The sequence below is a fragment of the Cupriavidus sp. 2SB genome (assembly GCF_005503625.1).
Classification (GTDB): domain Bacteria; phylum Pseudomonadota; class Gammaproteobacteria; order Burkholderiales; family Burkholderiaceae; genus Cupriavidus.
This window is the reverse complement of record NZ_SCMX01000011.1, coordinates 82,952-96,697: the sequence shown is the minus strand read 5'-3', so window position 1 is coordinate 96,697 and position 13,746 is coordinate 82,952. Positions and strand designations below refer to the sequence as shown.

Below are 13,746 nucleotides of genomic sequence, written 5' to 3'. Positions count from 1 at the left end.
AGCTGATATGTCGGTGCGATTTGACACCATGTAGTGGCTACAGGGTCAAGACAAGGCTGCACGCATATATGCCGCCTGCTACGAACAAAGCACCCGCGCCGCACTTCAGGAGAAAAGTTCGGCAAACGCGTAGCGTTTTCCTTGACCCTATGGCAGCTACACAGTGCTAGATGAAGCACTAGAAGGGGCTAGCCCAAACTGGCGTGGACCTTGTTGGCTGGTCGCGTCTGGTCGCAGGCATGCATTTCCCGGCAGACGTTTTGGCGGCTTGGGAGGCGCACTTGGGAGTCTGTGCCTTTCTGCGGGGCTATGGCAGAGGCTGCCTTGCGCGTCGGGAACGCTTCCGCCTGCGCTGTTTGGGGTGGCGCACATGCCGCTTAGCGCCGGCGACAGGAAAGCGTTCGCTGAAGGCGGATCTGCCTGTAGTCCTTCGTGGGATCCGCGTCCCTACTCTTCTCCCAACAGCTGTGGTGTCTGATGGGCTGTTTTCGTAAGGCCCTCCAGAATGCCGCAGTCCTTGGCCTCTCGCGACAGACCGCATTGACTGCGCAATTGCTTCAGGTCACGTTCCAATGCCATCAACTCTTGTATGCGGCGCGCCACGTGTCGAATGTGGCCTTCTAGCAGGACGTTGACCTCTCCACAGTCCTCGTGGGGCGCATCCTTGAGACGCAGCAAGGACCGAATCTCGTTCAGGGTCATGTCCAACGAGCGGCAATGGCGGATGAACGCCAACCGCTCAAGGTGCTGGGAAGCGTAGAGTCGGTAGTTTCCAGAGGAACGAGCCGGCGCCGGCAGTAAGCCTTCATGCTCGTAGAAGCGAATAGTCTCCACCGTGGTGCCGGCGGTTTGAGCAAGTTTGCCGATCTTCATGCTTTTCCCCTTTGTTGGGCTCCTGTCTGACGCCCTCCATGCCGGATGGTGTCGACAAATTCAAGTCCGTGCAGTGTGAATGGAGGTTTGGACTGTGCCGTACAGACAATCCGAGCGCCACGCAGCGGCGCTGGCCGGACTCCGAATGTGGACACGAAGGTGCGCGTCAGGTGCGCGCTGTCGGCGAAGCCGGCGAGATGAGCAGCCTCGGTGAGCGTACAACCATCGGAGAGGGTGCGCACCGCACGCTGCAGGCGCAACCAACGCACGTACGCCCGGAACGACAGTCCGCTCGCCTCCGCGAACCAATGCATGAAACGGGAGGACGACAGGCCTACGGCGTCGGCGGCATGTGCGACATGCACGGGTCCCTCCAGCGACGTTTCCAGCCACTGGAGGACCGCAGCCCAACGCGAAGCCTCCGTGGCAGGTTGTGACACATTCGCTGTTTCAGACGGCATTGCGCCTCGCAGCCAGCGGTCCAGCTCATGTTCCAGCATATCCGCCTGCACGGGGCTCGGCGCCATCGTGGCTGCGGGCCGACGGCCAGTAGGGCAAACGCTGTGCATGGTCGGGTCGAGAAACACCATGCGCACCGGGCCGGCCGCTACGAGACGATGCGGCACCCCGGCCGCAAGAAAATGTCCCGGGGCCTGCAATCCGCCCCAGGCCCCTTCGAGGAGCAACATCCCCTGTTTGCTCCATGCCAACTGAGCTGCTTGATGTCGGTGCAACCGACCGGCCTCTATCGGTCCGATGTAAATGGCCCAGCCGCGGCCGATGGTCAGCAGCGGCTGCCTGTCGGATGCTTCGTGTTCATCCGCGGGCTGGGCGTGCCTGCATTCTGCCGAAGAGCTCATGGAACACGATCAAGGCAGCACCGAGTGTGATGCCGATGTCAGCCACATTGAAGGCCGGCCAATGGTACGAACCCCAATGAAGATCGATCCAGTCGACCACCGCTCCGCGTGCGACCCGGTCGATCATATTGGCCAACGCGCCGCCCAAGATCAGTCCGTAGCTGATCCGCTCGGTATCGGTGGTACCAGTACGCCGAATCATGTACACAAGGAACGCGGAGGCCGCCAAGGCAATTCCAATGAAAAAATATCGCTGCCAGCCCCCCGCGCCGTGCAGAAAACTGAAGGCGGCACCTCGGTTCAGCACATGCACGACGTTGAGGACGGGCAGCCAGTCGAGGCTTGCACCGTAGTCGACCCAGGCCACGATGGCTACTTTCGTCCCGATATCCATCGCCACGATAAGGGCCGCCAATACGAAACCCAGGCCAATGCTGCGATCAGCCCGCATGGTGGTCACTCTCAGTGGAGGGGCTGGTCCCCAGCAGGCGCAGTCCGTTGAACACCACGGCCAGGCTTGCGCCCATGTCGGCAAGAATCGCGAGCCACAGGCTGGCATGGCCGGTGAAGGCCAGCACCATGAAGACCGCCTTGGTACCGATCGCGAAGGCGATGTTTGCCTTCAGCACGCCACCCACCCGGCGCGACAGCTTGATGAACTCAGGCAGCTTGCGCAGGTCGTCCTGCATCAGCGCCACGTCGGCGGTCTCGATCGCGGTGTCGGTGCCAGCAGCGCCCATCGCAAAGCCGATGTTCGATTTGGCCAGCGCGGGCGCATCGTTGACGCCATCCCCGACCATGCCTACCGGCGCCTTCGCGCCAAGCTCTGCGATCGCAGCCAACTTGTCGTGCGGCAGCAGGTCGCCGCGCGCGTCGGTGATGCCCACCTGGGCGGCCACCGCTTCCGCGGTCTTGCGGTTGTCGCCGGTAAGCATCACCGGCTCTACGCCCAACTGCTTGAGCGCCGCTACCGCACGCTTGCTGCTGTCCCGGACCGTGTCGGCAACTGCCAGGACACCCAGTGCCTGCTTATCGGTGGCAAGCACCACTGCTGTCTTGGCCTGCGCTTCCAGGCTCTCCAGCAGCTTGCGGACCTGCTCGCTGGCCACGCCAAGCTCATTTGCCAGGCGGTGGTTGCCGACGTAGTAGGTCTGGCCGTCGATGTCGCCCTTGACGCCACGGCCAGCCAGAGCCTCGAAGCGTTGCACTGAGGCGTGCGGCTTGTCGCCGTAGGCGTTGACGATAGCTGTGGCCACTGGATGTTCGGACAACGCATCCAGGCTGGCGGCAATGCGCAGCACTTCCGTCTCCGAGAGCGCGCCCGTCGGTACCGTATCGGTCAGCGCCGGGCGGCCGTGCGTAAGGGTGCCAGTCTTGTCCAGTGCCACCGCGCGCAGCAGACGCCCTTGCTCCAGGTACAGGCCACCCTTGACGAGGATGCCACGCCGCGCGGCCGCAGCCAGGCCGCTGACGACCGTCACCGGTGTCGAGATCACCAGGGCGCAGGGACAAGCAATCACCAGCATCACCAGCGCCTTGTAGACCCATTCGAACCAAGGCGCCCCAAAGAACAGCGGCGGGATCACGGCAATGGCGATCGCCAGCGCAAAGACAGAGGGGGTATAGACGCTCGCGAAACGATCAACGAAACGCTGCGTCGGCGCGCGCTGGCCTTGGGCTTCCTGGACCGAGCGCGCGATACGGTCGAGCGTGGTCTCTCCCTTGCGCGAGTGCACTTCGAATTCCAATGTGCCGCGCTCATTGATCGTGCCCGCGAACACCGTGTCGCCGGGGTTCTTTTCCACGGGCATGCTTTCGCCGGTGATGGGCGCCTGGTTGATGGCTGATGCGCCCGACACCACGACCCCATCCAAGGCGATACGTTCGCCGGGACGAACGCGCACGACGGCTCCAAGCGGCACTGTCTCGGCCTTGACCTCTTGCCAGCGACCGTCGTCCTGGCGGACGAGTGCGGTTTCCGGCGCCAGGTCCATCAGCTTGCGAATCGCGTTGCGCGCCCGGTCCAGGCTTAGCGCTTCGATCATCTCCGCGATGGCGAACAGCCAGATCACCACGGCGGCTTCCGGCCACTGGCCGATCAAAGCGGCACCGATGACGGCAATCGTCATCAGGAGGTTCATGTTCAGTGACAGCGTGCGCAGCGCGATCCAGCCTTTCTTCAGGGTCTCGATACCGCCCAACGCAATGGCCGCCAGCGACGCGGCCACCACCGGCCATGCCGATTCACCCATCCCGGCGAATGTGAGGACTTCCGCGCCAACCGCCAGCACGCCGGCGGCCCCCATGCGCAGCCACTCCGCCTTCGAAATGCCGGTGCCAAAGTCCCTCGTGACTGCGGGGGCAGGCCGACTATGGTCGCGCAGCACCGGCTGCATGCCAAGTCGCTCAATGGCCGCTGTGATTGGCACCTCGTCCTTCAGCGAATGGCTGACGGTCAGGGTCCGGCTCATCAGGTTGAACTGCAGGCTGCTGACACCCGGCATGCCTTCCAACGCCTTGCGCAGCAGCGCCTCTTCGGTCGGGCAGTCCATCTTTTCGATCAAGTAGGTGGCTTGTCCCTTGGAACTTGCCCCTGCCTCGCGCTCGACCGTGGCATGCATGCCGATCTCGCGCAGTGCGCCGAGGACCGGTGCCGGATCGGGCAGGCGGTGTTGCACCTCCAGTCGGCGATTCATCAGGTCGAAGTCGAGGCGTTCGATGCCCTCCACCTTGCCTAGGCGCTTGCGGATCAAAGCTTCCTCGGTGGGGCAGTCCATGTTTGTGATCAGGAACTGCGTGGTATTGCCCGTGGCTGCAGGGACGAAGGAGACGGGGGGCGTGCCGCAGGGACCGCAGGCAGTCTCCGTTGTCGCTGCGCAATTCGCGCCCGGAGGAGTTGTGTCTTCGCCCAGCCTTGCCTGCATGCCGATCGATTGCAACGCCGTCAGCAGGGGTTCCACCGAGGACAAGGTGTGGACGACAGACAGCTGGCGTGCGGGTAGGTCGAACTCGAGCGACCGGACGCCGGCCAACGGCTCCAGCCGCGCGCGGATCGCCGCCTCTTCGGAGCGGCAATCCATGTTTGGAATCGTGAATGTGTCTTTTGACTCTTCTAACGCAGCGCTCTGGCTGCCGGCGCAGGATCCAGCGCACGCGGATCCGCAAGCGGCGTTGCCCGCGGCTTCGCCGTCGTCCTCCATCGATGCTTGCATGCCGATCTCATGGAGGGCCTCCAGCAACGGCCCCGGGTTCGGTAGCCCATGCCGGACGGTGAGGCGGCGCTGGGGAAGGTCGAACGAAAGGGACTCTACCGCTGGCAATTTGGCAAGCCGTGCACGGATTGCCGCTTCTTCGTTGCGGCAATCCATGTTGGGAATGCGGAAGACGGATGTCGCGCCGTTCAGGTCCTCCGCCTTCTTCCTTTCTTGAGTTGATCTCGCATCACTTTCGGCATGGGCTTGGTCGAGTTTCATCATTCGCCTCTTTCTGTATATGTCAGAATTTCACACCCTAAAGTAGATACAGAGTCAAGGGCTCTGCCTCCTGGTCGGAGGTTAAGTTGCCTCGGAACGGGCCTTTTCCTCATGTTCTGTCGCGTCAACCAGGATTTCACGACCTCCGTTAGCGGCGATCGCAGATACCACCAGACCCAGAACCAGGTCTGGCAGGTTGGAGCCCGACCACATCACGAGCGCTCCGGACAACACAATGGCCAGATTCACAATCGAGTCGTTGCTGGTGAATATGGCGGAAGCCTTGAAGTTGACGTCTTCCCCGCGGTGGCGTTTCAGTAAGCGCAAGCAAATAATGTTCAGCGCCGCATTGATCGCTGCCATGACCATCATCGCCGGCCCCAATGGCGCCTCGCCGCCAAAGAACCGGCGCAGGACTTCCACGCATAGCATCAGGGCCAGCCCAATCAAAAGCCACCCCGATAGCCGCGCTGCCCGCACCTTGATGGCTCGCGATCGGCCGACGGCGTACAGGCTGACGCCATACACCAACGCGTCGGCAAGGTTGTCCAGAGCCGCACCAAGCACCGCCGTGGACGCCGCCCAAAGGCCCACGCCCATACCTGCCAGACATTGGCTGACATTAATCAGTAGTACCAGCCACAGAATCCGGCGGTCGGCCGCCTGACTCGCGTCGAGGTCAAGGCGTTCTTTGTCGGGGAAGTGGTCGTTCATGCAACTCCTTTGTTAACCCGCCTGTTTCCACAGAAGATCTGAGTAATTTCACACCCCGTACCTGCTATAGAGTCAAGACGTCGCCCGCACACAGCATGTTTATTCAAGCTAGCTGTCTGTCGCTTGGAGAAACTGGAGGAAATTGAACTCTGGAGTCGCAATGACAGCGCGTTCTGTGGTGCGGTACGGCGCCTATCCGACCATCATGGCCCTGGTAATCACAGGGGTTTCGGTCGCCCCATCCCACGGCACGCCGCTGGCTTGGCTGGCGTTGTGGGCCGCCGCCGGGCTATTTCTTGTTGCTTGGCTGGAGCGCATTGTCCCGTTCGATGCACGGTGGCAAAAGCGGGATCTCGACTTTCCGGCGGATGTCGCCCATGCCGTTGTGAATTTGGCCGTGATGCACGGTGCCGTGCTGGGGTTCGTGGTGCTGCGGGAAGGAACGGGTTGGCCCAAGCTATGGTGGCCTGCGGAATGGCCATACTTGTTGCAGGTATTACTCGCAGGGGCGCCACTGGACCTGTCGCTGTATGCCGTCCATCGGCTCAGCCACCACTACGGCTTTCTGTGGCGGCTGCACAGCATTCATCATTCGTCGCGGCGGCTCTACTGGCTAAACGGGGAACGCCGCCACCCGCTGCATGCAGCCCTGATGGCGGGTCCGGGCTTACTGGTCCTGGGCATACTAGGCGCGCCGGCCGAGGTAGTGGCCGGCTGGTTCGCAATCCTGGCGGTCCATCTGGCATTCCAGCATGCCAACCTGGACTATAGCCTGGGGCCGGTGCGGTATATGTTAGGCGTGGCAGAACTCCATCGCTGGCACCATCGGGAGCGCTTCGCGGACGCGCAGGTCAATTTCGGGGAGTTCTGGCTGGTATGGGACCACCTCTTCGGTACCTTCTATCAACCGCAGGCGCCACTGGGCGCAATCGGCATCGAAGGCGACCCGGTGCCGCACCGCTACGGCGAGCAACTGATTTATCCGTTTGAACGACCGGATCCGCAAGTTCGTCTGGCCACCGAAGACGTCTCGCAGGGCCGCGATGCTGATGTCTAAAGCCGCTCTCGTTGGTGAAACCGGCTCGCAAGCTGCATCCAGCATGAATGCTCAGGTGGGATCTGACAGGACTATTTGCGCCGTCTTGAAGTTATGCGACGTCGCGTGGACGAACCTGATCTGTCATTCTCGAGGCCGCGCTTGATGCGCATCTGGCGACGAAAATGCCAGGCAAGCGAACCTGTAGCACACACCGTGAACGCCACGGCAAACACGATGACAACGATGACTTCACGTGGCAGGTCGAAGGGTGGGCGGCTCACTGTGGCCGAACGTTCATGGAAAGCGGTTTCGATCCCGACGACGCCATTCGGAGGTCTACCGAAGCGGCGTGACGGAGGATTTTGGCCATGGCAGGCGGCACACTGCCCCGATGCGAGCGGTGGTGCCGCCTGAGTTTTACTTGCGCTGCATGTCCACGACTGTCGGCTTGCCGTCGACCGTGTCGAATACGGCGGTAACCGCATCACCTTCCTTGAAGTCCTTCAACGAAGCGCGATCCTTGACCGGGAACGCCATGGTCATGGCGGACATGCCGAGATTTTCGATCGGGCCGTGCTTGAGGGTAACTTTCCCTGCCTTCGCATCGATCTTCTTTACCTCTGCCGCAACCGGGTGGGGGGCCTGCTTCGTTTCGGCTGACGGCTTCATGTCCATGCCCTTCATATCCATGCCGTCCATCGACCCTGCCGCGAACGCAGCCGGTGTGGCAGCGAGAGCAGCCATGATGGCAAGAGTTTTGACGTATTTCATTGTGATTCCTCCGGGAGTGAGGGGTGGGTGGAAAGTGAGACAGATTCGGCCTGCCGTCTGCGTATCAGCAAGTACACCGCCGGCACAACAAACAGGGAAAGCAATGGCGCGGTGACCATGCCGCCAACCATCGGAGCCGCAATGCGCTGCATGACCTCCGAGCCGGTGCCATGCGACCACATGATGGGAATCAGGCCGGCAAGAATGACAGCGACGGTCATGGCCTTGGGGCGGACCCGCAGCACTGCCCCTTCCTGAATGGCGTCCAGCAATGCGGACACGCTGGTTTCGCCTCGGCCCTCGCGTTCGCTCCAGGCTTGCTTCAGGTAGAGCAGCATGATGACGCCGAACTCGGCTGCCACGCCGGCAAGGGCGATAAAGCCGACAACCCCCGCTACCGAAAGGTTGTAGCCCAGCAAGTAAAGCAGCCAGAATCCGCCGATGAGCGCCAGCGGCAGCGTGCCCATGATCAGTAGCGCTTCATCGAGACGGCCGAACACCAGGTACAGCAACACGAAGATGATCAGCAGCGTGAACGGCACCACCACCTTCAGCTTCGCGGTGGCCCGCTCCAGATACTCGAACTGACCCGACCAACTGAGGGAATAGCCCGCTGGCATCGGGACCGCCTTGGCCACGGCGGCCTGCATGTCCTGGACGGCCGAACGCAGGTCACGTCCGCGAATGTCCACGTACACCCAGCCGGACAGGCGGGCGTTTTCGCTGCGCAGCATCGGCGGCCCTTGCACGACCTGGATGCGCGCGACGTCGGATAGGGTGATCTGCTGACCCCGGTCGGTGACGATGGGGAGGCTGCGCAGTTGCTCCACCGAGTCGCGGTAGTCGCGCGGATATCGGACATTGATGGGAAAGCGCGCCAGCCCGTCGACCACTTCCCCCACGTTGTCGCCACCGATGGCCGAGGACACGATGCTCTGGACATCCTCGATGTTGAGCCCATACCGCCCGGCGGCCATCCGGTCGATGTCGACATCGACGTAGCGCCCGCCGGACAGGCGTTCGGCGAGTGCAGAGGTGACGCCTGGCACCGCCTTGACAGCATCCTCGATCCTCGTGGCCAGTCGGTCAATTTCCTTCAGGTCGGTGCCCGCCACCTTAATGCCGACCGGGCTCTTGATGCCGGTGGCGAGCATGTCGATCCGGTTGCGGATTGGCGGCACCCAGATATTGGACAGGCCCGGCACCTTCACCACGCGGTCGAGCTCTTCCACCAGCTTGTCGGTCGTCATGCCGGCGCGCCACTGGTCGCGCGGCTTGAACTGGATGGTGGTCTCGAACATCTCGATGGGGGCTGGGTCGGTCGCCGTGTCGGCACGGCCGGCCTTGCCGAACACGGTCTCGACCTCGGGCACGGTCTTGATCAGCCGGTCCGTCTGCTGCAGCAGTTGCGCCGCCTTGCCGGCGGACAGGCCCGGCAGTGCCGACGGCATGTAGAGCAGGTCGCCCTCGTCAAGGGGCGGCATGAACTCGCCGCCAATTCGCATGATCGGCCAGGCGGTCGCCGCCATCAGGAGCGCGGCGATCGCCACGGCCGTTTTCGGGTAGGCGAGCACCTTTGCCAGCACCGGCTGATAGCCGCGAATGAGCCAGCGGCTGAGCGGATTGGACTGCTCCGAGGGGATCTTGCCACGGATCATGTAGCCCATCAGGACCGGCACCAGGGTGACGGACAATCCCGCCGCCGCGGCCATGGAGTAGGTCTTCGTGAACGCCAGCGGCGAAAACAGGCGGCCCTCCTGCGCCTCCAGCGTAAACACCGGGATGAACGACAGCGTAATGATCAGCAGCGAGAAGAACAGCGCGGGTCCCACCTCGGCGGCCGACTCGCCAATCACGCTCCAGCGCTCGCGCTCGCTCAGATCTCGTCCGGGGTTGTCCGCATGCCAGTGTTCCAGATGCTTGTGAGCGTTCTCGATCATGACGACCGCGGCATCGACCATGGCGCCGATGGCGATGGCGATGCCGCCCAGCGACATGATGTTGGCGTTCACGCCCTGATATCGCATGACGAGAAAGGCCGCCAGCACACCGAGCGGCAGCGAGACAATGGCCACCAATGCGGAGCGCAGGTGAAACAGGAAGACCAGGCAGACCAGCGCGACGACGATGAACTCCTCGATCAGCTTGTGCGTCAGGTTCTCGACCGCACGGTTGATCAACGCGGAGCGGTCATAGGTCGTCACGATCTCGACACCGGCCGGCAGGCTCTTCTTGAGGACCGCCAGCTTGGCCTTCACCGCCTCGATGGTCTCCAGCGCATTCTTGCCCGATCGCATCACGATCACGCCGCCCGCTACTTCTCCCTGCCCGTCCAGTTCGGCGATACCTCGCCGCATCTCGGGGCCAAGCTGGACGGTGGCGACATCGCCCAGGCGCACGGGAATGCCCGCGTCACTCGTGACTATCGGGATGCGCCGAAAATCGTCCAGTGTCTTCAGATAGCCCGAGGCGCGCACCATGTACTCGGCCTCGCCCAGTTCCAGCACGGAGCCGCCGGTCTCCTGGTTGGCGCCCTTGAGGGCCGCCAGCACCTTGCCCTGTGACAGGTTGTACGCGCGCAGGCGGTCCGGCATCAGGACCACCTGGTACTGCTTGACCATCCCGCCGAGGGACGCGACTTCGGCGACATTCGGGAGCGACTTCAGTTCGAAACGCAGGAACCAATCCTGCAAGGCGCGCAACTGGCTCAGGTCATGCCGGCCGGTCTTGTCCACGAGCGTGTATTCGTAGATCCATCCAACGCCTGTGGCATCCGGGCCCAGAGCCGGTTTGGCCGCAGCCGGCAAGCGGGATTGCACCTGGTTCAAGTATTCGAGCACGCGCGAGCGCGCCCAGTACAAGTCGGTGCCATCCTCGAACAGCACATAAACAAAGGAGTCGCCAAAGAAGGAATAGCCGCGCACCGTCTTCGCGCCAGGCACCGATAGCATCGTGGTCGTCAGCGGATAGGTGACCTGATTCTCGACAATCTGCGGCGCCTGGCCGGGGAACGGCGTGCGGATGATGACCTGTACGTCGGACAGGTCCGGCAGCGCGTCAAGCGGCGTGCTGCGCACCGCCCATAGGCCCCAGGCGGTCAGCATGACCGTTGCCAGCAGGACCAGGAAGCGGTTGCGAATTGACGCCAGGATGAGTCGGGCGATCATGGCTTGCCTCCCTGGACAGAGGCGGCGGGCTCGACCGCGGACAGGACAGGCATGCCGTCGTTATTCAGATGGAAGCGGAAGCGCACGCGATCGCCCGCCTTGAGCCCTTTGGGCAGGCCCGCGGGCGGGGCGGCAAAGTCCATGGTCATGGCTCCCCACTGTGCCGACGGGATGGGGCCGTGTGAGATCGTCAGGCCTGCGCCCGTTACCGCTTCGATGCGCCCGACGCCCTCGTGCTCCGGCGCCGGCGCAGCCGATGCAGCGGGTGCGGAAGCCGCTGGCGCCACACTCATGCGCTCGGCCGTGCCGCGCAGGCTCGCCTCCGAATCGATCAGGAACTGGCCCGAGGTGACGACCTTCTGGCCAGCCTTGAGTCCATCCACAACCTCCACCATGCCTTCGGCCTCGCGGCCGGTCTTGACGTCGGTGGCCACGAAGCCCGCCTTGCCGGCATCGACGAAGACGACACTGTGCTGGCCGGTGCGGATGACGGATTCCACGGGAATCTGCAGCACTTCCTTTTCTGGGCCGCTATCGAACCGAACGGTCGCAAACATACCCGGCAGCAGATGCTGGCCCTTGTTGGGCAAAACAATGCGCACCTTGATGGTTCGCGTGGCCGGATTGACGTCAGGCAGGACGGTATCAACCTTGCCCACGATCGGGTCGGAGACGCCAGTGGGCAACACCTTGGCAGGCAGGCCGGCCGCGAGGGTACGGGCCTGTCCTTCCGGCACCTCGGCAATCACCCAGACCTGGCTCAGGTCGGCCAGGCGAAATAGCGTCATGCCGGGGGAGACGGTCATGCCATCGCGAACGGCGACTTCCGTCACTACGCCATCGACCGGACTAGGAATGCCCAGGCTGGGCTGCAACTTTCCGGAGCTTTCCACGGCGCTCACCTGCCCAGGGGTCATACCCGCCTGAAGCATGCGCGCTTTTGCCGCACCCGACAGGTCGGATTGCGCGCCAGCGGGCAGGCGTGAGACGGCAAGATATTCTTCCTGGGCGGCGACCCAGTCGGGCGAGTACAGCGTCACCAGCGTCTGGCCCCGCCGCACGGGGTCGAGCGTCGCCCGTACGGCAACGTGCTGGACGAAGGCGCTGGTGCGTGCCTGGATGACCTGGACGCTGCGCTCATCGATGGCGACGTTGCCGGGCGCCTCGAGCACCGGGCCCATCTGGCTCGCCTTGACCTCGGTGGTGCGAATGCCCAGGTTCTGAGCGACGCGGCTATCCACCGTGACCCCGCTACCGCCGCCATCGCCATCCGCGTAGACCGGCACGAGTTGCATGTCCATAAACGGGGACTTGCCGGGCTTGTCGAAACGCTGGCCGGGCACCATCGGATCGTGCCAGTACAGAATCTTCTTGCCGGTCTGCGGGTCCATGTCGCCCGCTTTCTGGCCGGACGGCGCGCCGGCCGACGCCGGCGCCTGCGGCGACTGCGCGCCCCGCGTGACGCCGAAGCGGTAGCCGCCATAGCCCACCGCGCCGAGGAGGACGAGGCATGCCGCCGTGATCATCAGTGGTTTCTTCATTTGAGGTCCTTCGCGGCAGGCTCAGTTTGGGCGGTGGGCAGTGGAATCAGAAAGGTCAAGTCAGCCCACAGCCTTGCGGTCTTCGCCTCCAGCGATAGCCGCTCCAACGCGGTGTCAATGGCGCGATGATTCGCTTCGGCCAAAGCGAGCAGCGAGCCCGTATTGGCCCGATATGCCGTCAGCGCGGCGTCTGCCTGAGCGCTCGCCAGCGGCAGCGTTGACGCGTCATAGCGCTTGAGCCGGTCGAGATTGCGCTGCAGTTCGGCCAGCTTGGCGTCAATCATGCTCTTGGTATTGCGCCTGATGATTTCGGATTTGGCGCGAGCCTCCTGCGCCTGCGCCAACCTGGCGGCGACTTCACGGTCCTGGCGGTTTCCCTGGTCCCACGGGACGGGGAAGCTGACGTTCAGCGAAGCCATGTTGGAGTACGCGGAGCCGCGCTGGCTGTACATCAGCTCCACGGTGACATCCGGCTTCTTGTTCTCGGTTGCGGAGCGGATTTCCGACTCCGCCAGCGTGACGTCACGCTGTGCGGCGGCCATCTCGGGCACGGTATCGAAATCTGTCAGGGCAAGTTGCCGGACGCGCTCGGGCACATCAAGAGGAGGCCGCTTGCCGAGTGGACGGCTCGCGTCCGTACCAATCCAGCGCGCGAGATTTACCTCGGCGGTTGCGATGGCGGCCCGATTTTCATCCTCCCGGTCTCGCAGCTTCTGGACTTCCAGTTCGGCCGAGAGCACATCCGCGCGTGTGCCGCGCCCGCCGCGGTATGCGGCAGTCGCGGCCTGGAGCGCGAGATCCAGCGGATGGCCATGGTGGCCGAGCAGCACGCCGGCCTGTTCCGCATACCAACGGTCAAGCCATGCCGCAACGGCATTGCGTTGTACGTTGGCCAGACCAACCGCGCGTTGCGCATCGGCCGCGGAGGCCTCGGCCTCGAAGCGAGCGGCACGGGCGCGACGCTTGTCCGACCGCGTGAATTCCTGCATCACGCTAATGGAGCGCTGGGTCATGAAATCCCGGCTGAGCGAGAACGCGTCGGGGCCGGTGACCGGAACATTGTCGAGCCCAAGCTTCAGCACGGGGTCGGGCAACTGGCCGGCGGCGACCGCCATCTGAACGGCAGCCTCGACGGAACCCCGGGAAGATTCAGCATCGCCAGCATGCGCGGAGGCAAGCGCGATGGCTTCCGCAAGGGAAAGGGAGTCAGTGGATTGCGGCGTCGCGGCTTGCGACACCGTCATGCCGAGAACAGGCGCGCATAGCAGCGCCAGCGTCAGGCGACGTAGAAAAAGCATACAGCCTCCG

General features: G+C 63.5%; 10 protein-coding genes and 1 pseudogene. 1 reads left to right on the top strand and 10 read right to left on the bottom strand.

What is annotated here, in order from left to right; translation table 11 throughout:
- Positions 1–447: 447 nt before the first annotated feature.
- The 6 genes and pseudogenes from cadR to FFS21_RS07860 all read right to left on the bottom strand — a co-directional run bounded on the left by cadR (position 448) and on the right by FFS21_RS07860 (position 5,920).
- Positions 448–873, bottom strand: a complete 426-nt coding sequence (cadR, locus tag FFS21_RS07880; protein ID WP_053821795.1) for a Cd(II)/Pb(II)-responsive transcriptional regulator — start codon at positions 871–873, stop codon at positions 448–450.
- The gene (locus FFS21_RS07875; protein ID WP_082371465.1) at positions 870–1,733 is read right to left on the bottom strand and encodes a helix-turn-helix transcriptional regulator; all 864 of its coding nucleotides are present in this window, start codon (positions 1,731–1,733) and stop codon (positions 870–872) included. Before FFS21_RS07875 ends, cadR begins: the two co-directional genes overlap by 4 nt.
- Complete coding sequence (gene lspA / locus FFS21_RS07870) at positions 1,690–2,184, bottom strand: signal peptidase II (RefSeq protein ID WP_053821794.1); 495 nt, start codon at positions 2,182–2,184, stop codon at positions 1,690–1,692. The genes FFS21_RS07875 and lspA overlap by 44 nt, the downstream gene beginning before the upstream one ends.
- Positions 2,174–4,933, bottom strand: a complete 2,760-nt coding sequence (locus tag FFS21_RS07865) for a heavy metal translocating P-type ATPase (RefSeq protein WP_465251872.1) — start codon at positions 4,931–4,933, stop codon at positions 2,174–2,176. The genes lspA and FFS21_RS07865 overlap by 11 nt, the downstream gene beginning before the upstream one ends.
- Positions 4,934–4,960: 27 nt before the next feature.
- Positions 4,961–5,206, bottom strand: a pseudogene (locus tag FFS21_RS32860) (heavy-metal-associated domain-containing protein); the annotation flags it as partial.
- An 81-nt stretch (positions 5,207–5,287) separates the two neighbouring features.
- Positions 5,288–5,920 carry a cation efflux transmembrane domain-containing protein gene (locus FFS21_RS07860; protein ID WP_053821792.1) on the bottom strand — a complete coding sequence of 211 codons (633 nt, stop codon included), beginning with the start codon at positions 5,918–5,920 and terminating at the stop codon, positions 5,288–5,290.
- A gap of 160 nt (positions 5,921–6,080) precedes the next feature.
- Here FFS21_RS07860 and FFS21_RS07855 point away from each other — a divergent pair, with 160 nt between their 5' ends.
- Positions 6,081–6,977 carry a sterol desaturase family protein gene (locus FFS21_RS07855; protein WP_082371464.1) on the top strand — a complete coding sequence of 299 codons (897 nt, stop codon included), beginning with the start codon at positions 6,081–6,083 and terminating at the stop codon, positions 6,975–6,977.
- 399 nt (positions 6,978–7,376) lie between these two features.
- Here the strand turns inward: FFS21_RS07855 and FFS21_RS07850 are convergent, their stop codons facing one another.
- Genes FFS21_RS07850 through FFS21_RS07835 form a run of 4 tightly spaced genes read right to left on the bottom strand, consistent with a single transcriptional unit; the run spans position 7,377 to position 13,736 of the window.
- Entirely contained in the window at positions 7,377–7,730 is a 354-nt protein-coding gene (locus FFS21_RS07850; protein WP_053821791.1) for a copper-binding protein, read from the bottom strand.
- Positions 7,727–10,897, bottom strand: coding sequence for an efflux RND transporter permease subunit (locus tag FFS21_RS07845; RefSeq protein WP_137924344.1), 3,171 nt, complete (start codon positions 10,895–10,897; stop codon positions 7,727–7,729). Before FFS21_RS07845 ends, FFS21_RS07850 begins: the two co-directional genes overlap by 4 nt.
- On the bottom strand, positions 10,894–12,438 hold the full coding sequence (locus tag FFS21_RS07840) for an efflux RND transporter periplasmic adaptor subunit (RefSeq protein ID WP_137924343.1): 1,545 nt from the start codon (positions 12,436–12,438) through the stop codon (positions 10,894–10,896). The genes FFS21_RS07845 and FFS21_RS07840 overlap by 4 nt, the downstream gene beginning before the upstream one ends.
- Positions 12,435–13,736 (bottom strand): TolC family protein, encoded by a 1,302-nt coding sequence (locus FFS21_RS07835; protein ID WP_137924355.1) that lies wholly within the window; start codon positions 13,734–13,736, stop codon positions 12,435–12,437. Before FFS21_RS07835 ends, FFS21_RS07840 begins: the two co-directional genes overlap by 4 nt.
- Positions 13,737–13,746: the final 10 nt, after the last annotated feature.